Source organism: Bowmanella dokdonensis (assembly GCF_017254865.1).
GTDB classification, from domain to species: Bacteria; Pseudomonadota; Gammaproteobacteria; order Enterobacterales; family Alteromonadaceae; genus Bowmanella; species Bowmanella dokdonensis.
Map to the genome: position 1 here is coordinate 1 of NZ_JAFKCV010000014.1, position 24207 is coordinate 24207.

Here is a 24207-nt window from a genome sequence, read left to right on the forward strand (position 1 = left end):
GAGCATTACAACCATGTTCGCCCGCATAGCTCACTGAATTACATGTCGCCTGTTGAGTATGCAAAACAGGCAGCTTAAGCAGGAAAATCTCATTGAGGGATTGGTACTAATCTCGGGGAAAGGTCAGATGGATTCAATTCCTATGAGTACTACGAAGAACTTCCGAAAGATCAAAAGGAGAAATTGGCCGTAAACAATGTAACCGTAGCATTTGTTGAAAGGCAGACTGATAGATTGAATACCCTTGCTAAGTTATTCGAAACTTCTACCAATGGTGAATCAAGTTTCTACGGAGATTTTGTGAGCAGCATACAAAAAGACATTATTAATATTCAAAAAACTAACGCTATTGAAAAGTTGAGAGTAGCACATGAAAATTCGTCATACTTTGAGTATCAAAGGATTAGAAGAAATGAAGTACAATCCTCAATTATGATAGCTAGTGATGCTGCCTGTGATCTCTTTAGAAGGAGATTAAACGGTGTATTCAGCCAGTCAAACTTTGCCTTTGGTTCTTTAGCAACAGTTGCAGGAGGCTTAGGAGCTATATTTACCGGAGTTGACGAAGCAAGGGCATTTGCTGGTCTGTCTGGTATCACAAGTGGCATAAGAGCTGAGTGGAATGATGCTTACTTCAGAAACCAGGTAGTGGAAGTACTTACAAAAGCTATGGAAATCGCTAGAAAGAAGAAAAGAGATGAAATTCAGAGAAGGAGCATTCAAGTTACTTCTGACTATAATATACAGCAATCTATAAATGATGCAATTGACTACAATTCAAAATGTACTCTAATTGCAGGTTTGCAAGAAACATCAGAGTCTCTCCAAATAGTTTCCGATCCTGGTTTGAAGTGGTTAGCCACTGCATTTGGAGGAGCCGCGTCAAATAGGGAACTTACTTCAAAACTTTTTGAACATCTCGGCAATGCAGTTAGTGAAATGCAACAGATTCAGAAGTCCACGGAAGATCCCAACTCAATTTCAGAAATCCCTAGCCCCCCTAAAGAAAAAGAAGTTCCTACAAACCCCAAGGATAAATAGAATTATTATTAAGATTTTTCTTTTATGGAACATAGGGCTGCTTCGCAGCCCTATTCAGTATCTGAAAAATAAATTAGCCGTAATCAATAGTACAAATAAACTATCAGTCTATATCTTTAACAGCTGCCCGGGGCAAAATTAGTCAAGGCTCTAATTTCAAAAAAGCTAGCATTTACTCTCTTGTACAACACAAATAAGCCAATCATATTTAGTGTATAGTATAGGACAGTCCTAAAAAATAGTTTTTCTCAATGACTTTTCCTGATCGCTTTTGATTACAAAACAAGAACCATCGAACCTCACATTCTCAGGCTTAATCCAGCAAATAGAATAGATCTTCATTTACCCACCTTTATTAAAATATCCGGTTGTGAAGTTAGATGTAAGTGCTCTATTGTGGCTGTCATTATTTCTTGAAATAAGCTATCGACTAGCAACCTAGTTTAAATCCAAAGTTTTACTCTGATTGAGATCGTAACAACTCATGAAGATAACCAGTATCGTCTTCTGCGCGTTGGCGAAAGTGCTCATTTATTAAAGGCGGCAATTCTCTTTTTATACCTTTTTTATCTTGAATCTGTATAAGACCAGTTTCGTCAAATCGACCTACTTGAAATATTTCTAGCCCATTAGGCATCAATGCTTTGAAGGAAGCTGCCTCTTCTTGGCGAACAACACAGGCAATTGCCCAGTCACCCACCCCTAGCGCAAACTGCCAGAGAGGCACTTCTGTTCGAAAGGACGCCTCTTCAGCTATAGTGTGCATTGGTAAGCATTTCTCATGTAGAGTTATACCCACTCCTTCTTTACAGAAGATACGTATAGCCTCTGAAAGACCGTCACTGAGGTCGCAAGCAAATGCAACTTTCCGAGATTCCCTCATATAGCGGCCTTCAATAACTCTAGCCATTGGGTGTGTGAGCACATTTGTATAATAATTGGGAATTTTTTTATCAAATATGCGTTTATTCATTAATGCCATGCTGCCAGAAAAAGCACCAAGTCTTCCTGCTATAAATAGATAATCACCAGGCATCGCGGAGCCTCGTCCAAACTGAGTCCCCCGCAATAATGTTCCCCATGCTGCTCCAATGACTTGGGCTGCATCTCCCTCTTTAGTATCTCCTCCAACAAATGCAATACCATGACTTCTACAAGCTTCTTCGCATCCCATTACAATTTCTCTAGCACTAATGACGTCAAAATCATCTGGTAGTACAAGTGACAGCATTAGCGCTTTGGGAACGGCACCAACAGATAGCAAATCGCTAACATTTGCCACAACAGCCAGCCGCCCCCAAGTTTTTGCATCTCCTATGCCATGCTTTAATGAAACTGGTGATGGAGCCCTGTCTATTTTGCAAGCGATTAATTGATCTAATCCAACATCAATAATACTAGCATCATGCCCGAACCCATTTACAAAGGAAGAATCTACGCTCAAGCTTGGAAGTAAGCCTTTTATGAATTCTTTCTCGCCAATCTCCGACATCGTAGTCATAATCGTTACTTTTAATTGCTAATTCTGAGGTGTAATAGAGGCTTCTTTTACTTCCATATCTATCAACGAAGGTTTGATTTTACCCAGACTTCGATTAAGATAGTCGATCTCTTTCTTGTATGTATCCATTCCACTTTCATATTTTTCGATCATATTTTTCATTTCGACAATTTTCTCCTTTTGATCATCCAAGCGTTCGGACAACCCCTTATATGTAAAGAATCCTGGCACAGCAAGCACAGCTACGATGAGAGTTACGAAAACGAGAGTATTACTAGCTAACCAAGTAACTGTTCGTTTAGCAGACTTAGACGCTCTAGCAATTTCACTCAAGCTACTAATTATTGGCTGAGTTAATTGCTCTTCTATAGTTGATACGGATCTGTGGACCTTAGAACTCATCGAAGCTTTTTCAAGACGAGAAAACTCAATAGTCGCAATCCTTTCCCCTCGTTTCATGCATATTGATTTTGATGAAAGGTTATAAAGCATTAAGATAACCTTGCCCTTATAGCCTGGATCAAATGGCGGTTGTGATGTCAAAATTATTCCAGCATAGATATGGGTCATTCTAAGAGATACTTTAGCAGTAATATCTTTCGGTAGATTAATAGTTTCTTCAGTAAGAATAAAACAGACCGCGTGTGGTGGGATTTTAAAAGATTGGTTTCGTCTTATACGCTCTGTCTCTATAGAGGAGAAAACTCCTTCTTTTCCTATATAGTATTCTTCACCAACAGTTAGATCGTAAGAGCTTGCCCTCAAAAGCTCGTTTTTAAATGGAGAGATCAATCCGTCCTCTTTTTTTTCAGATAACAGACTGATAACGTGGTCAGGCAGAGTCATATATCTTCAATCCTATTCTTTATTTTGCTCAGCTTTGAACGGAGCTCTTCTAAATCTATTCCGCTTGAAACTAGACAATCCTTTGGGATAGCCTGTCTATTTTTTAATACTAATGCCTCTCTTTCTCTTACTCCCCAAGCTGAGACTGTCAATGTACCCAGCTTGACTTGACTAATATTGTGCAAACTATTTGATTCTGCTCGATAAATATTGCCCTTTGTCAACACTCTACTTCCAGAACGAACTACTCCTGTTGTGCCATTTTCTTTTGCAACACAGTGACCTAACGATTGTTCAAAGCTATAAAGAAAGCACTTATAAGCATCTCCAGGGATAAGCTCATAAGAGTTCTCTTGTATCGCTCCGAAAACGATACGAGAGCTGAAGTGTGCACAATGTGAATGGATGTCTTCCTCAATATTAATGGATTCATCATCCCACAAATGCATACGTAAACAATATGTTGGGTCATTTGCAAGTAAAACAAATTTTAAAAAGCCTAGTTGATGTCTATGTGATCGACGAGCGGCTGCCTCGAGAAGTTGGTCATCCGAAAGTATTAGATCCAGACAATTCACCAACGATTTGTTCGAAACATCTTCAACAACTTCCTCAATAGCTCGCCAATTTAAGGTTTGACTATCGACCTTACTTTTCATAAATCGACTTTTATATATGGCCAAATTATTCATTTACCATCCTTATATTCGATAACCTTGCTACATTTCATACGTGTCTTTCGTCAACACGCACATTATCTTTAATCTTGGTGTTCTTCTCTCCACTAGTCCACCCGATTTGATCTTAGTAAACTCCGCAACGAGAGGAAATTCGCACATGAAAAGATTTTCTGAAGAACAGTTCACCGGGAAAAAGGGGACGGACAATTAATACCTGAACAAACATCCCTGCTTTGTGCCATTTGTGACTCTGTTTTTCATTCCCAACGAAACTTTAGCTCCATTATCAAGACAGGAACAGAAGGCCATTATTCTCCCCCATAGATAAACCTGTCAAAACCCTTTTCCTTCCAATACTTTCGGATAGTGGTGTTGTAGTTTATGTTCAGATGACCAGCTATCCCCTCAGTGTCTCTGTGGTTAACCCCAAGTCATCGTCCAGGCACACAATACTCCTACCACCCAGAAGGCCTGTCCATAAGTTCAAAAACCATTGTTTTTAATAAACTTTTCAAGCCTGAAATGATAGAATCCGGCTCTGATTTAACTGCTCATAACTGAGCCACAGCGGGATTCCTTTCCCCTTCACAGCAGTTGGATAACCTATGCACAAAAAGCCGTTTTTGAGATGGATTGGCCATAGTGCCCTGGCCTCGTTATTGACCTTCAGTGCGTCTTCCCTGGCGGCCTCGCCGGACGCGGCTGTTACGCAGTTTATAGAGGAAATGGTCAGCGAACATGGGTTTGACCAGAGCGAATTGACCAGCTGCTTGCTGACAGGGTACCGAATCAGGCCATTCAGCTGCCCTGGGAGGCCAAACCCTGGCATCAGTACTATCCGCTGTTTCTGACCGAGAAGCGGGTGCAAAAAGGCGTGGAATTCTGGCACACCCATCAGGACAGCCTTAAGCGGGCTGAACAGGTCTTTGGCGTTCCGGCCGAAATTATCGTCGCCATTATCGGGGTGGAAACCTTTTATGGTACCTATCAGGGCAAGTACGAAGTGCTGGATTCCCTGTATACCCTGGGCTTTCACTACCCGCCGCGTTCAAAATTCTTTAAAAGCGAGTTAGCCCAGTACCTGCTGATGACCCGCGAAGAGGGCCTGGATAACACCAGTATTGTCGGCTCTTATGCCGGGGCAATGGGCTGGGGACAATTTATCTCCTCCAGCTATCGCCACTACGCGGTGGATTTTGACCAGGACGGCACCCGGGACCTGTTAAATAATCCCCAGGATGCCATCGGCAGCGTGGCCAATTATTTTCGTAAGAACGGCTGGAAACCGGGCGAGGCGGTGGCCTATCCGGCCGTCGTGGAAAAAGCCCAGGTCCCATCGCTGCTGACCGACAAACTTAAGCCCAGCCAAAGCTGGCAAAGCCTGCACAAAGGCGGTGTGCGTATCGATGGAACGGCAGAGCTGGTCGATGAGGCACCGGCTAAATTGCTGCAGTTTGAGTTGACTGACGGCCATGAATACTGGCTGGGACTGCATAACTTTTATGTGATCACCCGCTACAACCACAGCCCACTGTATGCCATGGCGGTCTATCGGCTGAGTCAGGAAATTAAGGCGGCCATGGCCGGCTGATGCACAAAGATATCCCTTGCCTGAAACAGTAAAAATGAACCACAAGGATGACAGACCGAACTGGGGTGACTGCTCTGTAAGCGCCCGGCTCCTTCCTGGCTTCTGCTGAAGAATCATGGCAGCAGATGGGCGAGGTCATCCTCCGGCTGGAGGTCCGGCTGACTTGGACGGATAAATTCCGCTTCTGCGATTTCTGCCCACCCATTTGATGTGGCCGGGCACCGCCCGGCAGATGGGTTTACAGATCGAACTTGATCCCTTGAGCCAGGGGCATGGCGGTTGAATAGTTTATGGTATTGGTCTGACGGCGCATGTACGCTTTCCAGGCATCAGAGCCGGATTCGCGACCGCCGCCGGTTTCCTTTTCGCCACCAAAGGCACCGCCAATTTCCGCGCCAGAGGTACCAATATTCACATTTGCAATACCGCAATCTGACCCCCAGTGAGCCAGGAATTGTTCGGCTTCGAGCATATTCTGGGTAAAGATGGCGGACGACAGCCCCTGAGCCACGTCGTTTTGCAGATCAATGGCTTGCTGCACTTTACCAGTGTACTTAATCAGGTACAGGATGGGCGCAAAGGTTTCTTCCTGCACCATCTGGTAGTGGTTTTCGGCCTCAACGATAGCAGGCCTGACGTAACAGCCCGACGCATAACCTTCTCCACTGAGGACGTCGCCACCACATAGCAACTTCCCCCCTTCGGCCTGCACTTTGTCCAGTGCCTCACTAAAGGCCCTGACAGAGTTTTGATCAATCAGTGGCCCTACATGATTATTCTGATCCAAGGGGTTACCGATACGCAGCTTGCTGTACGCGCTGATAAGGGTGTCTTTTACCTTGTCATACACCGACTCATGCACAATCACCCGACGAGTAGTAGTGCAGCGCTGACCGGCTGTTCCCACCGCACCAAACACCACACCAGGTATGGCTACTTTCAGGTCGGCGTTGGGAGTGATAATAATGGCGTTGTTACCGCCCAGCTCCAGAATGCTCTTACCAAAACGGGCAGCGACTTTCTGCCCGGCATGACGACCGACACGGGTCGAACCAGTCACCGACATCAACGGAATACGCTTGTCATCCAGCATCAGCTCACCGATCTCGGCGCCGGTGCCCACCACCAGTGAGAATACCCCTTCCGGCAGATTATTGCGGGCCAGAATCTCTTTTAAAATATGCTGACAGGCAATGGCAGTCAGCGGGGTTTTCTCTGAGGGCTTCCACACCGTCACGTTACCGCAAACCGCAGAGATCATGGCATTCCATGACCATACCGCCACCGGGAAGTTAAAGGCCGAGACCACACCGACAATACCCAGCGGATGGTACTGATCGTACATACGGTGCAATGGACGCTCAGAGTGCATGGTAGAGCCGCATAACTGACGGGACAGGCCAACGGCAAAATCACAGATATCGATCATCTCCTGCACCTCGCCCAGGCCTTCCTGCAGTGACTTGCCCATTTCATAAGATACCAGCTCACCCAGCGGCTGCTTGTATTCTCGCAGTGCCTGGCCAATCTGACGCACTATTTCCCCTCGCTGAGGCGCAGTAATCTTACGCCAGCTAACAAAGGCCTGCTGCGCCTGTTCAATCACTTGCTGATACTGGACAGGGGTACAAAGGCTGACCTTGGCAATCAGTTCACCATCAACCGGCGAGTGAATAGCCAGTGGCTCTGCACTGTTATCAGTCAGCCACTGCTGGCCCGTGCTGGCACCGGCGTTGCTGGCGCCAAGCTTCAGTTGCTTGAGAAATTTCATCGTTAATCCTCTTCTTGTCGTTACCGGGCGGGGTTATTGACCCAGGCCCCTAAGACCGCTGCGTAAGGTGTCGAGGAAGCGGTCTGCTTCAGGTTGCCCAAATACCATGGGCGGCTTGATCTTCAGAATATTGTTGAACGGTCCCTCGCTGGAAAGCAGTATGCGCTGGGTCTTAAAGTGTTCAATCAGGAGTTTGGTTTGGGCGGTGGCCGGGGTCTTTCTGTGACTATCGGTCACCAGCTCTACGCCGATAAACAGCCCCAGGCCACGCACATCGCCAATAAGTTCAAACTCATGCGCCATCTCTTTGAGCTTGCTCTGCAAATAATCACCGGTGCGCCTGGCATGGGCTTGTAACTGCTGTTCTTCAATCACCTCCAGTACCGCCTGGCCAATGGCACAGGACACAGGGTTGCCACCAAAGGTATTGAAGTACTCCATCCCTGTAACAAAGGCGTCTGCCACCTTGCGGGTGGTGATAACGGCGGCCATGGGGTGTCCGTTGCCTATGGGTTTACCCAGCGTGACGATATCCGGCACCACGCCTTGAGTCTCAAAGCCCCACATGGCCTCGCCAACCCGTCCAAAACCTATCTGCACTTCGTCGGCAATACATACCCCTCCGGCAGCGCGTACCTGTTCATACACCGAAGTCAGGTAGCCTTGCGGCATCACGATCTGTCCGGCGACCCCTTGTACCGACTCGCAGATATAAGCGCCGGGCTTTTTATCCTGCCAACTGAGATCTGCCAGTACCCGCTTGATATCAGCCGCATACTGACTACCTGTCTTTGGGCCATAACCGGCATAAGGGCCACGGTAGGGGTCAGGTAGCATTACTTTGTGTATGTGAGCAGCAGCGCCTTCCCCCCCCGGACCATCAAACTTATAGGGGCTTGCATCAACGCAGGCATTGGTATTGCCATGGTAAGCTCCGTCCACCACCAACAGCTCGCGACTTTTGCTGGCGCAGCGTGCAAGTCTGAAAGCCAGTTCGTTGGCTTCACTGCCGGAGTTCACCAAAAAACACACCGCCAGTTTGTCGGGGAAATAGCCCAGCAGCCTTTCGCCGTAGCTGACCAGATTGTCATGTAGATAACGGGTGTTGGTATTGAGCGTCGCCATCTGTTGCTGGGCCGCCGCCACCACTTTGGGATGACAATGGCCCACGTGGCAGACGTTGTTGACCATATCCAGGTAGTCTCGCCCCTGCTCATCAAACAGGTACGCACCGAGGCCACGCACAATCTTCAGCGGCTCGTTGTAGCTCAGACTCAGGGTCGGACTGAAGTGGCTTTGCCGACTGGCCATAAGTGCCGCTTTACTTCGCCCGCTATGATTGACGCCCAGACACTCGCCAGTCAGGATTTGACCAATAACCGCCAGATCCAACAATTTAAACTGCGCCAGCGCCTGCCACACAGGGCTTGCCGAAATCAGCAAGTACTCATTGTCAGGGGTTTGGCGGATAGCATGAGCAGAATTACATACGCTTACACAAAAGCGCAGACAAATCAGATAAGGCAGCGCTTTCAGTTCATCCTCATTAAGGGGGCGCTGGCTTTGATAGCCCTTTGTCACGGCACGGATCACAGCCACGGGATCGGGTTGGTCCAGCACTGCGTAGGCACAGGCAATCGCCAGCTCGTTCACCAACTGGCTGAAGCACATATCGCCAAAATCAATCAGGCCGCTGATCCGCGTGGGGTTGGTCAGATCATCCACCAGCAGGTTGTAGTCATTGGCATCGTTGTGGATGGGTCCGGCCGGTAACTTCGACAAGAATGGCTTAACCTGGGTCTGGTATTGCAGTAAAAAGCCTTCAACCAGCTTGCGCCTGTCTCCTTCCAGGGCATCCAGTTTATCGCGACACACTTCCAGACCAAAGGCCAGATCCCAGTCCAGGTAGCGATTGAGGCCCGGATGGCGAAAATCGCTCAGGCCTTTGTCCAAAAGCCCCATAAACGCCCCAAGATGCTGCCACAGCTCAGGAAACGCCTGTCCTTCGGGCAAATCCGCATAAAACTGACCGGGCAGGTAATTCAGCACCCGGATAGGAAACAACGCCCCAGCGCTGTCGGCAATCTCGCCTAAGGTGCGGCCCTGCGTGTCGCTTAGCACCTGGGGCACAGACAAACCACACCCGGCCAGATGATTCATAGCCTGGCTCTGCAAGTCCAGATACACGGGCGCATCGCCATCGCCGGCAACTTTCACTATGTATTGTTGGCCCCCAGCGGTTTTCATCAGCAGGTTGAGGTCACAGTAACCTGGCAGCCGGGTCAGTTCGCCCTCAAGCTGGTAATGCTCCGCCACATACAGGGCGATATCTGCATCCAAAAGTCGCGCCGTCATCATCTTTCCTTCCAAAGCATCCGACAGAGGCAAGCCCTAAGGGCCTGCCGTTTATTTTGTTCTGGCCAACTGAGCCGGGTTAGCCCCTGCCGCCAACGGGATCAGGGTGAAGCCATACTGGCTGTCTCGAGGTGGCAGACTGTACTTGTCATGGACCGGCCGGCCCCAGGAGGTATCCCCGCCCACGCCCATTTGCTTGTGATCCAGGTTTAATGTGACCAGATCGCGCATTGGCACTTCCCGACCATGCTTGCTGGTCACCGGGACCAGGCCAGAAGCGGAGGCTTCGCTGTCACCCGCATAGAAGTCAATATCCGATTGCAGGTAAGGCCATGCACTCCCCGACATCAGACCATCGGCCACTGCCAGCAGGCCTGCGCCTTGTTCATTGGTCAGAGCAATCCAGCGTAAATCCTGTTTATTGGCATTTTCCTGCGGACGGACATAGTGATGGATCTGATCGCGGACATGGGCCTGATATAAACCAACCCGCGCCGAGCGGTAACGATCGGCATAGCTCTCATGAGGACCCCGACCAAACCAGCTGACAAAAGCGTATTCGCCAGGGGTTTGCAACTGCATGCCGAACTTGGGCAGCTTAGGCAGTGTCTGAGCATCCGCCAGATCCAAACTGCTGCTGACGGCGATTCTGCCATTGGCGGCGATCCGGTATTCAACTTGGTAACTGCCTTTAAAGTCGGGACTGTGGTATAGGGCGGTCACCAGTACATCGGCCTTAATGGATTTGCTGCTCAAACTTTGCAGTTGAAGTCTGTCTTGAGCGTGCTGCCATATTGCGGCCCACTGCGGCATATCATTACCCAGGTCGTTATCCGTAGGCGGACGCCAGAAATTTACCTTCAACGGTGCGTTTAAAAGCTCCCTGCCCTGCACCTGATAGTGGCTTAGCCAGCCACTGGCCGCATCAAAAGCCAGTTGCACCCGATCATTGCTCACCTTGAACCATTCGCTGCCCTTATCAATAACCAACGTCTGTGCCTTGGCCGTCGGCTGGGGCAGGTACAGCATTTTTACCGGCAGGGTGAACTGTTCAAAAGCCACTTCGTGGTTATCATCCAGTAGGCCCATCGGACGGTTCAGACGTGCAGACAGGGTCAGGATATATTCCTGGCTGGCCGATTCAGGCAGCACCGGCAGAGCCAGCTTCACTTTGGCAGTGCCGCCGGCGGCCACGTCGGGCATAGGCTCGCGCCCTTTGGCGATCAGCTCACCATCTGCGTTAATCTGCCAGGCCAGATCGTAGCCCTCGAGCGACGCAAAGATAAATTTGTTGCGAACCTCAAACTGGCCTTTGCTGATATCCAGGGCTTTAAACTTAATCGGTTCGTAAACCTTTTTGACTTCCAGCAAATGGGGATGGGGTTCGCGATCAGGGTTAACCAGACCGTTGTTCAAGAAGTTGCCGTCGGTAGGCAGGTCGGGATGGAAGTCCTTACCATAGGCCCAGAACTTCTGGCCCTTGTCGTTGGTATACTCCAGGGCCTGATCTACCCAGTCCCAGATATAGCCGCCCTGAAGCACATCATACTTTTCGATCACATCCCAGTAATCCTGCAGGTTACCTACGGAGTTACCCATGGCGTGAGCGTACTCGATCATAATGCCGGGACGATCTTTGTGGGTTTTGGCATATTCTTCCAGCCGTTCAATGCTGGGATACATAGGGGCAAAGATATCAGTGTAATACCCCGTACCTGCCGGTTCATACTGCACTGGGCGGCTGCCGTCGTGCGCTTTCAGCCAGTTGTAGGTGGCTTCGAAAACCTTTCCCTCTCCTGCTTCGTTACCCAGTGACCAGACGATGATGGACGGGTGGTTTTTATCCCGCTCAAACATGCGCCTGGTACGCTCAAGATGGGCCGGCAGCCAGCTCATTTCATTGCCAAGCTGGGTGTCTTCCTTGATAGCCAGTGGATGTGACTCGATATTGGCTTCATCAATAACGTACATGCCGTATTTGTCGGTCAGATCATACCAATAAGGATCATTTGGATAATGGCTGGAGCGCACCGCGTTAATATTGTGCTGCTTCATCAACTTGATATCCCGCTCCATGGACTCACGGGTGATCACGTGCCCGCGACGCGGGTCGGTTTCATGGCGGTTGACGCCGCGGATGTAAATGGCTTTGCCATTGACCTTCAACTGGCCACCTTCAATGGCAATATTGCGAAAGCCAATATCTTCGCGCACGCTTTGCAGCACCTGGCCATCTGCATCTTTCATGGTCATCACCAGGGTATACAGATTCGGCGTTTCAGCGCTCCATAACCTTGGCTCTTTCAAGGTGGCGGCGAACTGTAACGATCCGGTTTTATTCAGACTGACTGACTGCTCTTCACTGGCTACCACCTGCATTTCCCGGCTGGGGTCAAACAACTGATATTGCACCGATACATCAGCAGGACCGGCATAATTGCGCAGATCCACCTCCAGGGCCAGCCTACCCTCACTCAGATCTGAGCTCAGGGTTGGCCTTACATGGAAGTCATATAAATGCTGTTTGGGAGTGGCATACAAAAACACGTCGCGCTCTATGCCTGATACCCGCAACATGTCCTGACTTTCGAGGTAGCTGGCGTCGGTCCACCGGCGAATTTGCATGGCAATGAGGTTCTTATCACCTTGCAGATAGGGGGTTAAATCAAACTCAGCCGGAGTTTTGGCTCCCTGACTAAAGCCTATGTAATGACCATTCAGCCAGATTTCCAATGAAGAGCGGGCCCCCCCAACATGAATAATGACCTGCTTGTCCTGCCAGTCTTCGGGTAGTTCAAAAGTTTTACGGTAGGAGCCGATGGGGTTGTAGTCAGTGGGCACATCGGGCCACTTGGCTTCAAAAGGATAACGTTCATCCAGGTAGATGGGATAGCCAAAACCTTCCACCTCCCAATTGCCTGGCACCCGGATTTGTTCCCATAGGCTGTCATCAAACCCCGGCATTTCAAACCCTTCAGGAGCATCCTTAGGGCTGCGCTGCCAGTTGAACTGCCATAGGCCATTTAAAGAGTAATAGTTTGCGCTGCGCTGATAGTCGTCTACCAGGGCTGCCGCCACACTGGAGTAAGCAAAACCGCTGGCGCGGGGATCCAGCTTGTTGATTGCAAACACCTGATGGTCTTCCCAGGGCGCTCGGGAGGTGGCTAGAGCCGGATAACACAGTATCCCGGCCAGCACGATGCTGATGGCTTTATTCATAATATTCCCCGACATTTAGTACTATTTATAATACAAAAAATTAACTCACTGACAAGGGGCACTAAGTTAATTAACATGCAATTTGACTGGCTGCCCACTTAGCCAACTAATCAACGAATCAGCCGAATCCCTGAGTATTCAAGTCTCCTGGCGACCCAACGAAGAGCGGCGGGATAAAATCCGGTTGTAAATATATACTATAAATAATACATTAATTGCTAACAATAAATTAACCGGATAAGAAAAGCATGTCGTCGTTGTCCTCGCTCGATATCTCCCTGTTCGCCGCCTATGTGGTGATGTTGGTTTTTGTGGCTTTTTGGGTATCAAGGGAAAAAGCAGGCCATCAGAAAAATACCAAGGACTACTTTCTGGCAGGCAACAGTCTGCCCTGGTGGGCCATTGGAGCATCGCTCATCGCCGCCAATATTTCCGCCGAACAGATCATCGGCATGTCAGGTTCGGGCTACGCCATCGGCATGGCTATTGCGTCCTATGAATGGATGGCAGCCATTACCTTGATTATCGTGGGTAAGTATTTTCTGCCCGTCTTTTTAAAGCATCGCATTTACACCATGCCGCAGTTTCTGCAGCAGCGTTTTGGTCATGAGGTGCGCCTGACGCTGGCGATTTTCTGGTTGGGGGTATACGTATTTGTCAACCTCACTTCCATATTGTGGTTAGGGGCACTCGCTATCAATACGATTACAGGCATTGATATGACAGCCGGCCTGGTGTTTTTGGCTTTGCTATCACTGACCTACTCCCTGTACGGAGGCCTTAAAGCTGTAGCCTACACGGATATTATTCAGGTTGTAGTGCTGGTAGCGGGAGGCTTGCTGCTTACTTATATAACCTTGGGTATGTTGGGAGAGGGCAGCGTGATCAGTGGCTTTAGTACCCTGCTGGATGAGGCGCCACAGAAATTCAACATGATCTTAAGTGCCGACCATGAACATTACATGAGTCTGCCAGGTGTGTCCGTACTGATCGGGGGTATGTGGATCATGAACCTGTCCTATTGGGGCTTCAACCAGTACATCATTCAACGCACCCTTGCCGCGAAATCCCTTAAAGAAGCACAAAAAGGGATTGTGTTTGCTGCGTTTCTGAAACTTCTGATGCCTATTATCGTGGTGCTTCCGGGTATCGTCGCCTATGTGCTGCACCCGGGACTGGAACCAGCAGATAAAGCTTACCCTATGCTGCTAGGTATGATGCCTGAGGGCATCAAGGGGTTTGTATTTGCGGCGCTGGTGGCAGCGATTGTGTCCTCTCTTGGCTCCATGGCCAATAGTATCTCCACAATCTTTACCATGGATATATATACCCATTATCGTCAAGACAAATCTGAGCACCATTACCTTAGCGTAGGGCGGATCGTCAGCGTCACGGCCATGTTGTTGGCGGTTATCTGTGCCCAGCCGTTGCTGGGACAACTGGATCAAGCCTTCCAGTATATTCAGGAATTTACCGGGTTCTTTACTCCTGGCATTGTGGTTCTGTTCCTGCTGGGTATGTTCTGGAAACAAACCACCACCAAAGGTGCTTTATCCGCAGCGTTTGGTTCCTTTGCCTTGTCATTGCTGCTTAAAGTCATGATGCCGCAGTTGCCCTTCATTGACCGGGTAGGGGTGGTGTTTGTCAGTTGCTTACTGCTGGCCGTGCTGGTTTCCAAGCTGGATAAAAAAATTCAGGTCCGGGGACAAAACCTGCTTGATGGCGTGCAGTTCTCGACGTCTGCCTCTTACAATGTGGCCACGTTGGCAATCATAGCTATTCTCGCAGCCTTGTATATCACCTGGTGGTAACAGGATGGCTATCCCTAACGCCAAATTAATCGCCCGCCTGCCGGTACAAAACCGTCTTGGCGAAGGTGTACTTTACCACCGGGAAACGGACTCTGTTTATTGGACTGATATCAAGGGTAAAAGGCTATATCGACATAGCCTGGCCGACAACGACACAGAGTACTTTACCCCGCCAAATGCTATCAGTGCTTTTGGGTTTACTGATGTGCCCGGTTGCCTGGTGGTGGCATTTGTACATGCGCTGGCATTGTACTGGCCACAATCCGGTGATGTGCATCTTCTGCATGTGGGGGAGATGGAGCGTCCCGGCAACAGATTTAACGATGGTAAAGTGGGGCCTGACGGAAATTTCTGGATTGGTTCGATGGCAGAAAATACATTGACCAATCCCAGCGCCAGTTTGTATCGATTGGATCAACAAGGCCGGCTAACCAAGGCTTTTGGCGGTGTATACATATCCAACGGTCTATGCTGGAGTCCTGATGGTAAGCAAATGTACCACGCAGACTCGCCCCTGGGATTAATCCGGCAGTACCGATTTGCAGCCATGCCGGAACAGGGACAGTCCTTTGTTCAAACTGAGTCAGGGTCAAGCCCGGATGGTTCTTGTGTGGACAGCCAAGGAAGAGTCTGGAATGCCCAATGGGGCGGGAGCCGGGTGGTGTGCTATTCCTCCTCCGGCAAAGAGTTGGGCCAACTCCCCATGCCAGTGAGTCAACCAACATGTGTGGCGCTGGGAGGCAAAGAGGGTAATCTGCTTTTTGTAACCAGCGCGTGGGACGAATTGAGCGAGGAGCAGCGTCTACAACAACCCTATGCCGGCGATCTGTTTATCTACAAGGTAGACGCGAAAGGGCTTGACGAACCGGTGTATTGCGCAGAAGGCCTTGTCAGGAAGGGATTACCATAGCATGAGAAAAACAAGCAGATAACTGGTATCCACTACCTGACTCTATTAACATACAAATAGTATATAAATACGGTGCAAATGCATGCTCCAAACAACAAACAACAATAATCTCACGCAGCAACTGGTGTATGAGCTAGGCAAAGCGATAGTACGCGAAGAATTTGCAGTGGGGGAAGGCTTACCCTCAGAAGCCGAGATCTGCACTCGCTACCAGATAAGCCGCACCGCTACACGTGAAGCAGTTAAAATGCTTGCCTCTAAGGGGCTACTAGTTTCCCGTCCCCGCAAAGGCATTACAGTGCAAAGCCGGGAATATTGGAACTTGTTCGATCCTGACGTACTGGATTGGATACTTTCAAGTACGCCCAGCCTGAAAACCCTCAGGGACTTCTTACAATTGCGACTGGCGATAGAGCCGGAAGCTGCGGCCCTGGCAGCCAAGAATGCCAACCCAGAGGATCTAAAGACGATTGGCGAGGCCTTGTCGCGCATGAAGGCTGCGGAAGACGGGATGGAAGACCCACTGAAAGCAGACATTGATTTCCATTCGGCCATTTTGCGCGCCAGTAAGAATCCCTTCTTTGTGCAGTTGCGCAGCTTTATTGAAACGGCGTTAAAAGTCAGTATCCGCTTTACCAATCAGTTTAAAGGGGTGGATACGGCCAGCTACCTGGAGCATCGCAAAATCTATGATGCCATTGCCGCAGGGGACCCTCAGTTGGCTCACCAAACCTCCTATACCATGGAATCAGAAGCACTGCAGTTAATCGAGGAAAGGATCAAGGCTTGACCTAAGAATACTCGGGGATTCGCCGGGCCTGGCAAAATGCAAAGCGTTTACTGCAGTTGATGCAAAATCCAGCAGGCCACCGGCAATCCTTTTATCTGCGAGCGGCCATCCTTAACTTGAGTTGATCAGGTCACAATCCACTATCCCACTGAAGGCTTTTACGCCAAACACCTTGTCGTGCTGAGTTACTGCTTTTGAGCAGTCGTGTTGGTGCTTAAGCCTTTACATTCCTTAGTATCTTCCTGTAAAGCCTGGCAGTCGGGGCAGTGAGCTTCGGTTGCTTGAGTTTTCATATACTTCTCATTTAATAAGTTGATTTGCTCAATGTATAATTATACTATAAATAATATATCAGCAAAAAGGCAAGGAGACACAGATGTTTGGACAGTTTAAAGATCTGGTCGGTGCCAGGGTATTCGTAACTGGTGGTGGTTCCGGCATAGGTGCAGCTCTGGTCTGTGCCTTTGTTGAACAAGGTGCACGCGTTGCCTTTGTGGATATCCAGGCCGATGCCGCCGAGCAGCTGCTTGCTCATTTGCAGGATAAATTTGGCCGTAGCGCACACTTTCAGCCATGCAATATTCGAAACATTCAGGCCTTGCAAGGGTGTATGGGAAGTGCGATCAGGGAAATGGGTGGCCTGGATGTACTGATTAATAATGCTGCGAGCGACAATCGTCATGATGTAAGCACCCTGACCCCAGATGAATGGGACGACAGCATGAATATCAATCTGCGGCCACATTTTTTTGCGTCCCAGACGGCTTTCCCACATATGTCGGCCCAAGGCAATGGCAGCATCATTAACATCGGCTCCAACTCAGCCTTGCTTGGCCTGACGGGTTATCCGGCGTATGTGGCGGCCAAGTCCGCCATTTTAGGTCTGACCAAAGCCCTTGCCCGTGAGCTAGGACCAGAGGGTATCCGCGTCAACACATTGGTGCCAGGCTGGGTGATGACTGCCAGACAAAAGCAACTGTGGGCAACCCCGGAAGCCATTGCACAGTGTCTATCCCAACAAGCCATCAAAGACTGCATAAATGAGCAGGATATTGCCGAAGCAGCCCTATTCCTGGCCTCCAAGGCCTCACGAATGCTCACTGGCCAAGCTATGGTCATAGACGGTGGCAGGGTATGACGTTATTGGCCATCGACTGGGGCTCCAGCAGCTTCCGCGCCTGGCATTTGGATAACAACGGCCAGGTATTGGCCCAGGTGACCACTGACCGGGGCGTCCTGACCATGCAGGGCCAGGACTTTGCTGAGTATGTTCAACAGATTTGTGGCTCCTGGCGGCCCCTTGCAGACAAAGTATTAATGGCGGGCATGGTTGGCAGCCGTAACGGTTGGCAGGAAGTGCCATATTTGCCATGCCCGGCCGCTGTAGAGGATCTGAGCAAGGCCCTGGTCAATCTGAATAGTCATCTGCATCAGAACCTGCAACTGGTGCCAGGCCTGCAATGCACAGGACGCGACGGCATGAAGGATGTTATGCGCGGTGAGGAAACACAGATCATTGGCGCCCTACATTTAACCGACACTCCCGATGCCCTGCTTTGTCTTCCTGGCACCCACAGCAAATGGGCCAAGGCCGAAAATGGTGCGATCACAGAGTTTTCAACTTTCTTTACAGGTGAGTTATTCGCCCAGTTGACACGCCACAGTTCGCTGGCAGGGGTGTGTAATCCCCATGTCCACCATGAGGCAGCGTTTATGCTTGGCCTGGAACAGGCAGGGGACGTACGCGGGCTGTTGCACCTGTTGTTCAGACCCAGGGCTGCCGTTGTTACCGGGCAGTTGGAAGCCGAGCAGGCCGGCAGTTTCCTATCCGGGCTGGTCATAGGCAGTGAAATTCTGGGTGTCAGCCAGGGGCTGGATGAACCGGGCCTGCTGACCAATGGCAGGCCTCTATTGGTGGTTGGCAGTGAGGTACTTAACCGTCGCTATCAGAAGGCTCTGGAGTTTTACCAGTTACCTTGCCGAACCGTTTCCGGCGACATGGCGGTGCTAACCGGCCTGCACCGCCTGGCCACAAGTCAGTAATCCTATGTTTCAGAGGTAGCACATGTCTGGGTCTTCTTATCTGCCACTGGTTGCCATCCTAAGAGGGGTTCAACCACACGAATGCTTAAGCCTGGGTCATATTCTGGTAGATGCCGGTTATCAGATGATCGAAGTCCCGATGAACTCACCTCGGCCACTGGAATCCATCGGCCTGCTTGCGCAGGAGTTCGGCCAGGATGTGTTAATAGGAGCGGGCACGGTTACCAGCGTCGAACAAGTACAGGCTATCCGGGCGGTAGGCGGCAGATTGATGGTCGCCCCCAATACCGATGCCAAAGTGATTCGTGCCAGCAAGCAAGCAGGTATGTATACCATGCCGGGGTGCATTACTCCCACCGAAGCCCTGCTCGCCCTGGAAACCGGTGCTGATGCGCTGAAGTTCTTCCCGGCCGGGTTAACCCCGCCAGCGGTCATCACGGCAATCCGAACTATACTGCCCGCCGGCACCTTAGTCTGTGCGGTAGGCGGTATAGATGGCAGCAATATGGCCGCCTACATGATGGCGGGCTGTGGTGGTTTTGGCCTGGGTGGTTCTCTCTTTCAACCGGGAATCAGCGCCGAAGCCTTTAAACGCAATGCGGAGACATTGATGAACTGCTTTATTTCCCTTAGTCAGTCTCAGGAGAGCCAGCCATGAAGAAGGACATACCACTGCGTAGCAGGCAATGGTTTAACGACCCGTCCAATCCGGATATGACAGCCCTTTATCTGGAAAAATACCTGAATTACGGTCTGACCATAGAAGAACTGCAAGGGGGTAAGCCTATTATTGGTATAGCCCAGACCGGTTCGGATCTGGTGCCCTGTAACCGCGGTCACGTCCAGCTCGCCGAACGTTTAAAGTCCGGAATCCGGGACGCCGGAGGTATTCCCATTGAATTTCCGGTACACCCGATTCAGGAAACAGGTCGTCGTCCCACAGCAGCATTGGACCGCAATCTGCAGTGCTTGTCGCTTATCGAAATACTGCATGGCTATCCTATTGATGCCGTAGTGCTCACCACAGGTTGTGATAAAACCACCCCCGCCTTACTGATGGGTGCTGCCAGCGTGAATATTCCAGCCATCGCCTTCTCGGTGGGGCCCATGCTGAACGGTCGCTACAAAGGTCAGTGCGTAGGATCTGGCACTATTATCTGGGATGCCAGAAAACGCCTGGCCAAGGGCGATATCAGTTACAACGATTTTATCGCTGAAGTAGCCAGCTCAGCGCCGTCTGCAGGACATTGCAATACCATGGGGACAGCTTTGACAATGAACTGCCTGGCCGAAGCCCTGGGTATGATGCTGCCAGGCTGTGCCTCCATCCCCTCCCCTTACCGGGAGCGGTCGCAAATGGCCTACCAAACCGGTAAACGGATAGTAGATATGGTCTGGGAAGATCTCACCCCGCAGAAAATCCTGACCCGACAAGCCTTTGAAAACGCCATTCGCGTATGCTCAGCACTTGGCGGTTCCACTAATGCCCCGATTCATATTAATGCCATTGCCGCCCATGCGGGCATTGGTATCAAGATTCAGGATTGGCAGACCATCGGCCAGCATATTCCCCAGTTGGTGAACTGTCAGCCCGTCGGCCAATATCTGAGTGAGGATTTTCATAATGCTGGCGGCTTGCCGGCAGTGATCGATCAGTTACTGGACGCCAGTCTGCTACATGCTTCTGCTCTGACGGTTACAGGCAGAAGCATTGGTGAAAACTGCCAGGGTGCGCCACTGTACAATACCGATGTGATACGCAAGATTGGCACTCCCCTCAAGGCGCAGGCTGGTCTGATGGTATTAACGGGCAACTTGTTTGATTCGGCCATAATGAAAGTTTCTGCTATTGATAAGGAGTTCCAGCAGCGTTACTTGTCAGACCCCGCCAGACCAAATTGCTTTGAAGTCCGCGCCATAGTGTTTAACAGTCCGGAGGAGTACCATGCCCAGATAGATAACCCTGAGTTGGCGATCGACGTAAACTGTATATTAGTGATGCGTTATGCCGGCCCCAAAGGCTATCCCGGCTCAGCGGAAGTGGTCAACATGCAGCCTCCCAAGGCCTTGTTGGACAAGGGGATTAACTCATTACCCACTATGGGCGACGGACGACAAAGCGGTACCTCCGGCTCCCCTTCTATTCTGAATGCATCACCAGAAGCGGCGGATGGGGGAGGTCTGGCGTTGTTAAAAACAGGTGATCGCATACAGATCGACCTAACCAAAGGTACAGTTAACGTTTTGCTTGACTGTGATGAATTGGCCGCACGCCGAGCCCAATTGGATTTAAACAGACAGTATCCAGCCAATCAAACCTGGTGGCAGGAAATCTATCGGGCCAAAGTCTCCAATTTGGATGAAGGAGCAGTGTTTGAGGAAATGCTGAAGTATCAGAATGTACGCGATAACCAGCCTCGGCACTCGCACTAGTTCTATTAAAGGCAGTATGGTGGTCCTTCGACAAGCAGGCTGGTTGAAGGACCTCTTTCTTATTAACTGCCGATATAGACGGCACCGGCCACCAAAAATCGGCCCTATTCCTTCTGATTGGTACAAATGCGCAAGACTATAAGACTACTTTCCTTATAGCTGCGCAATCCGTTCAATGATGACCACCCGTTGGTTGCAATTTTAGGTAAAGAAGGTACAGGTGAGCCGCACTCCAGCTAAAATTGGTTGCGCCCTGCATTTCCCCTGTAAGGGGATGATAATTTTCACGTATGGCGCTAGTTTGCAATAGCCCGTCGGCGTTGTTCAGCAGTTTCATGGAAAGCGTGCGCGCTTCTTTTTCGTATCCATATTCGTTCAGGGCTATCACGCCAAAGTACCATTGATCCAACCAAACCCTTCCGCGCCAGTAAATATCAGGATGATAAGCTGGGTTGCTCAATGAAGCCGTTCCCAGGGGAACCTGGGTATTGAACTCATCTGCTAAGAGCATATAGCGGACAACGGCATCGGCATGTGCTTGTTCGGCAATGCCTGCCCATAATGGAGCCCAGCCCTCCGGCCCGCGGCCTCTGGCAGTAAGCAGTTTACCTTCACAGTTCACTGAGTCACTTTTTTGAGGGCCAATCTGGCGGTCGTAATAGAAACCTGTGTTGGAGTCAAAAAAGCACTGGTTTACCCTCGCGGCCAGCCTATGGCTTTGGTTCTCCCACTGTTGGGCCTGGTCTGTCAATCCCAGTTCGCTGGCCATTTGTCCCAGCAATCTCTTTTCCATAGCGAGATAAGCGTTGAGCTCAACCGATTCCTGATCGATGGAAAAGCCCAACAGTTTTCCATCGTCATCCCGATTCTCAAAAAAGCGAACCTGCCAGTCTGCTCTGGCTTTGTGCCGATCACCGTTGTACTTTTTGCTCGCGTAGGTCGTTAGCTGATCGTGATTAATAAAGCCGAAGCGGGCAGCATTGTCCATGCCTGATTCCCAGCCAGCCCCATGCTGAGCCCCTATATCCAGATCTTGATACTCTCCAGAGGACAGCACTTGTTCATACAACTCCGTGCCTGCACATTGATACCATCCCTGGGATTTAGCCTGACAGGATGCAATGATGTCTTCTCTCATTTCCCCCTGCTTCTGCGGCTTTACATCAAAAAGGATATTGCCTTTTTGGTCATTGTGCAGGGGATGACGTGTAGCCCCATATTCAGCCAAACCATTATGATTATGATCGCGGTTTCTGTACCACCACTGATGGTATGCGACCAATTTGGGATAAAACTCTTTCAGTAAAGTAATATCCCGGGTGGCTTCATACATTTCCCAAACCGCCCAGCTGGCTAGTGGCGGCTTGGTATTACGCTCGTTCCAATTGCCACCGTCGCCGCCACGGGGGGTATCCTTATTGTAAAAGATTGCATCGATTACCATACCCTCATCCTGAGGTCGCAGAGGGTCATCACTGTGCACCTGATAGTCAAACATAGCCAAGAGGTTGTCCCTTGCAATTGCGGGGGCGAAATGTGCCATGGCAGCAGCATGTTTCCAGCTATCCCAAGCCCAGGCACCGTTAAACCACCGGGCCGTGACAGAAGGCGTCACCACATCATGTTTCAGCTCGCCTGCCCGCCCCCGCCAGTTACTCAACAGGGTTTGCATGGCTTTTTCGGCAAGACGGTCTGGCAGCAGAGCGCCGGCTTTTAATCCCTTAGACCTGTATGCCTGCCAACGCTCGCGACTGGCATCAATAGCGTGCCGGGGATTGGAAAATATTCGCTCAAGCCGTTTTTTCTCGGCTTCCCACTCCTGCGTATTGTGTACATAGCTATGGCTGGTGAAAATCTGCTGGCTCTGTTTGCTGCCAACCTTAAGGTCACTGGTTGCCAGATAAGCCAGGCTATCTGTTTTTCGACTCTCAGTGGGTATCGAGCGGCGGATGTGATAGCCGCTTTCTCCCGACAAAAGCATATTCCAGGTGCTGCGTACCTTACCAAACAGAAACGTGACCCCCTCAGGAGTGGCTTGTAGCGAACGCTTCCAGTCAGGAAATTGCGCCTGCACAGTCACCCCCTCCTCCCAAGCGTTCAGTAATCTGCCCTGCCAGCCGAGGTCTAAATGCAAGGGTTTGTTCAGCTTGTTGATAACCCGGGTGCTTACCAATGCGGTTCGGGGAGTGACAAAGTAAAGACTGAGATGCAATTCCAACTCAGGCCATACATAGCGCTGATGCAGTTCGCCCCCCGGGCTCTCGAATGTGGTGGTGGCAAGGGCATATTCAAACTGCTTGCCACTTAAGCTGTCCCGGATCTGCAACTTATCCAGATGGCCGGCCAGGTACAAGCCAAACTCTTCGGCAACAATCATTGGCCCGGTGAAGGCGCCATAATCTTCGATGTTTGCAGGTTGTAATAAGCCGTGCCAAGAACCCATATCAAAAAACGGGTTAAATGCTTGGTTACCAAACTGATCAAGCATTCTCATTGCCTTTGGACTTCCGTGCCTATCCAATGTCGACCACTGGGACGGGTTGTGACTCTGGGAAGGTGGGTACTGGTATGGAGATGCGCAGGCTGATATCCAAAGTGCACTGAATAACAATATGATGGGAAAAACCTTAGTGAGTACCAACCTCAACATCAGCTTACCTCTGTGGATAGGGTGAGAAACAACGGGAATTAAATCATGTTGGCGTTTGCAACGCCCGCCCCCAACATTTTATACTATAAATACTTTAATTAAGAAATACTCAAGATCAAGTCCGGCTTTGGTTGTTGGAATAGCCGATCACTTTGGTAGTGGACATTGGTGTGGCCGTGACCTGCTTTGCCAGACTGCAGGGGATAATAAAAGGTGGCCGGATTACTCCTACCTAGTTTTGATGCTTGCTACCCTCTAGCTCGCTCCTGATATCTTTTTCCTGCCTCCAGTGAATACGCCTGAACTGATCTGCCCATGCCTCCCAACAACCTATTGCTTCCAGCGCCGGTGGACCTCTTTGATGAAGGGTGGTGCCCCTGAAGACCGCATGTTCAGAACGGTAAACGCCCTTAAAAGGCTATCGAGTTCAGTCAAGTAAAAAATTCTTGTGTTAATCGATTGTAAAATACGATTGTCAGTTTTATAGTATAAATAGTTTAAATCTTACAGATTGTTTTATGGCCCGTGCGTCTTGCCGCACCCCAGATGACACAGCAGTAAAAATT

General features: G+C 50.0%; 17 protein-coding genes. 10 read left to right on the top strand and 7 right to left on the bottom strand.

Annotated elements, in window-relative coordinates:
- A partial coding sequence (locus J0A66_RS23845; RefSeq protein ID WP_144020606.1) for an integrase core domain-containing protein occupies positions 1 to 78 on the top strand: 78 nt, incomplete at its 5' end.
- A gap of 105 nt (positions 79 to 183) precedes the next feature.
- On the top strand, positions 184 to 1041 hold the full coding sequence (locus J0A66_RS17990) for a hypothetical protein (RefSeq protein WP_206575241.1): 858 nt from the start codon (positions 184 to 186) through the stop codon (positions 1039 to 1041).
- 457 nt (positions 1042 to 1498) lie between these two features.
- On the opposite strand, the gene J0A66_RS17995 is transcribed toward J0A66_RS17990, so the two are convergent.
- The 3 genes from J0A66_RS17995 to J0A66_RS18005 are packed head-to-tail and all read right to left on the bottom strand — an operon-like array spanning position 1499 to position 4080.
- Positions 1499 to 2542 carry a thiamine-phosphate kinase gene (locus J0A66_RS17995; protein ID WP_206575242.1) on the bottom strand — a complete coding sequence of 348 codons (1044 nt, stop codon included), beginning with the start codon at positions 2540 to 2542 and terminating at the stop codon, positions 1499 to 1501.
- 18 nt (positions 2543 to 2560) lie between these two features.
- Positions 2561 to 3388: a dCTP deaminase gene (locus tag J0A66_RS18000; RefSeq protein ID WP_206575243.1), complete on the bottom strand. Its 828-nt coding sequence runs from the start codon at positions 3386 to 3388 to the stop codon at positions 2561 to 2563.
- The gene (locus J0A66_RS18005) at positions 3385 to 4080 is read right to left on the bottom strand and encodes a hypothetical protein (protein ID WP_206575244.1); all 696 of its coding nucleotides are present in this window, start codon (positions 4078 to 4080) and stop codon (positions 3385 to 3387) included. Before J0A66_RS18005 ends, J0A66_RS18000 begins: the two co-directional genes overlap by 4 nt.
- 745 nt (positions 4081 to 4825) lie before the next feature.
- On the opposite strand from J0A66_RS18005, the gene mltB reads away from it, so the two are divergent.
- Complete coding sequence (gene mltB, locus J0A66_RS18010; RefSeq protein ID WP_439098881.1) at positions 4826 to 5659, top strand: lytic murein transglycosylase B; 834 nt, start codon at positions 4826 to 4828, stop codon at positions 5657 to 5659.
- Positions 5660 to 5897: 238 nt separating this feature from the next.
- Here the strand turns inward: mltB and amaB are convergent, their stop codons facing one another.
- The 3 genes from amaB to lacZ are packed head-to-tail and all read right to left on the bottom strand — an operon-like array spanning position 5898 to position 13004.
- Complete coding sequence (gene amaB / locus J0A66_RS18015) at positions 5898 to 7430, bottom strand: L-piperidine-6-carboxylate dehydrogenase (protein WP_206575245.1); 1533 nt, start codon at positions 7428 to 7430, stop codon at positions 5898 to 5900.
- Between the two features lie 33 nt (positions 7431 to 7463).
- The gene (locus J0A66_RS18020) at positions 7464 to 9785 is read right to left on the bottom strand and encodes an aminotransferase class III-fold pyridoxal phosphate-dependent enzyme (protein ID WP_241264289.1); all 2322 of its coding nucleotides are present in this window, start codon (positions 9783 to 9785) and stop codon (positions 7464 to 7466) included.
- Between the two features lie 51 nt (positions 9786 to 9836).
- Positions 9837 to 13004: a beta-galactosidase, LacZ type gene (gene lacZ / locus J0A66_RS18025; protein WP_206575247.1), complete on the bottom strand. Its 3168-nt coding sequence runs from the start codon at positions 13002 to 13004 to the stop codon at positions 9837 to 9839.
- Positions 13005 to 13252: 248 nt separating this feature from the next.
- Here lacZ and J0A66_RS18030 point away from each other — a divergent pair, with 248 nt between their 5' ends.
- The 7 genes from J0A66_RS18030 to J0A66_RS18060 all read left to right on the top strand — a co-directional run bounded on the left by J0A66_RS18030 (position 13253) and on the right by J0A66_RS18060 (position 20991).
- Positions 13253 to 14815 (top strand): sodium/sugar symporter, encoded by a 1563-nt coding sequence (locus J0A66_RS18030; protein ID WP_206575248.1) that lies wholly within the window; start codon positions 13253 to 13255, stop codon positions 14813 to 14815.
- A gap of 4 nt (positions 14816 to 14819) precedes the next feature.
- Positions 14820 to 15725: an SMP-30/gluconolactonase/LRE family protein gene (locus J0A66_RS18035; protein WP_206575249.1), complete on the top strand. Its 906-nt coding sequence runs from the start codon at positions 14820 to 14822 to the stop codon at positions 15723 to 15725.
- An 82-nt stretch (positions 15726 to 15807) separates the two neighbouring features.
- Positions 15808 to 16515, top strand: coding sequence for a FadR/GntR family transcriptional regulator (locus tag J0A66_RS18040; protein WP_206575250.1), 708 nt, complete (start codon positions 15808 to 15810; stop codon positions 16513 to 16515).
- Positions 16516 to 16891: 376 nt separating this feature from the next.
- Positions 16892 to 17653: an SDR family NAD(P)-dependent oxidoreductase gene (locus J0A66_RS18045; protein WP_206575251.1), complete on the top strand. Its 762-nt coding sequence runs from the start codon at positions 16892 to 16894 to the stop codon at positions 17651 to 17653.
- Entirely contained in the window at positions 17650 to 18558 is a 909-nt protein-coding gene (locus tag J0A66_RS18050; protein WP_206575252.1) for a 2-dehydro-3-deoxygalactonokinase, read from the top strand. The genes J0A66_RS18045 and J0A66_RS18050 overlap by 4 nt, the downstream gene beginning before the upstream one ends.
- 22 nt (positions 18559 to 18580) lie before the next feature.
- Entirely contained in the window at positions 18581 to 19216 is a 636-nt protein-coding gene (locus tag J0A66_RS18055; RefSeq protein WP_206575253.1) for a 2-dehydro-3-deoxy-6-phosphogalactonate aldolase, read from the top strand.
- Positions 19213 to 20991: an IlvD/Edd family dehydratase gene (locus tag J0A66_RS18060; RefSeq protein ID WP_206575254.1), complete on the top strand. Its 1779-nt coding sequence runs from the start codon at positions 19213 to 19215 to the stop codon at positions 20989 to 20991. Before J0A66_RS18055 ends, J0A66_RS18060 begins: the two co-directional genes overlap by 4 nt.
- Before the next feature lie 172 nt (positions 20992 to 21163).
- Here the strand turns inward: J0A66_RS18060 and ygjK are convergent, their stop codons facing one another.
- Positions 21164 to 23641 carry an alpha-glucosidase gene (gene ygjK, locus J0A66_RS18065; RefSeq protein ID WP_206575255.1) on the bottom strand — a complete coding sequence of 826 codons (2478 nt, stop codon included), beginning with the start codon at positions 23639 to 23641 and terminating at the stop codon, positions 21164 to 21166.
- Positions 23642 to 24207 lie beyond the last annotated feature (566 nt).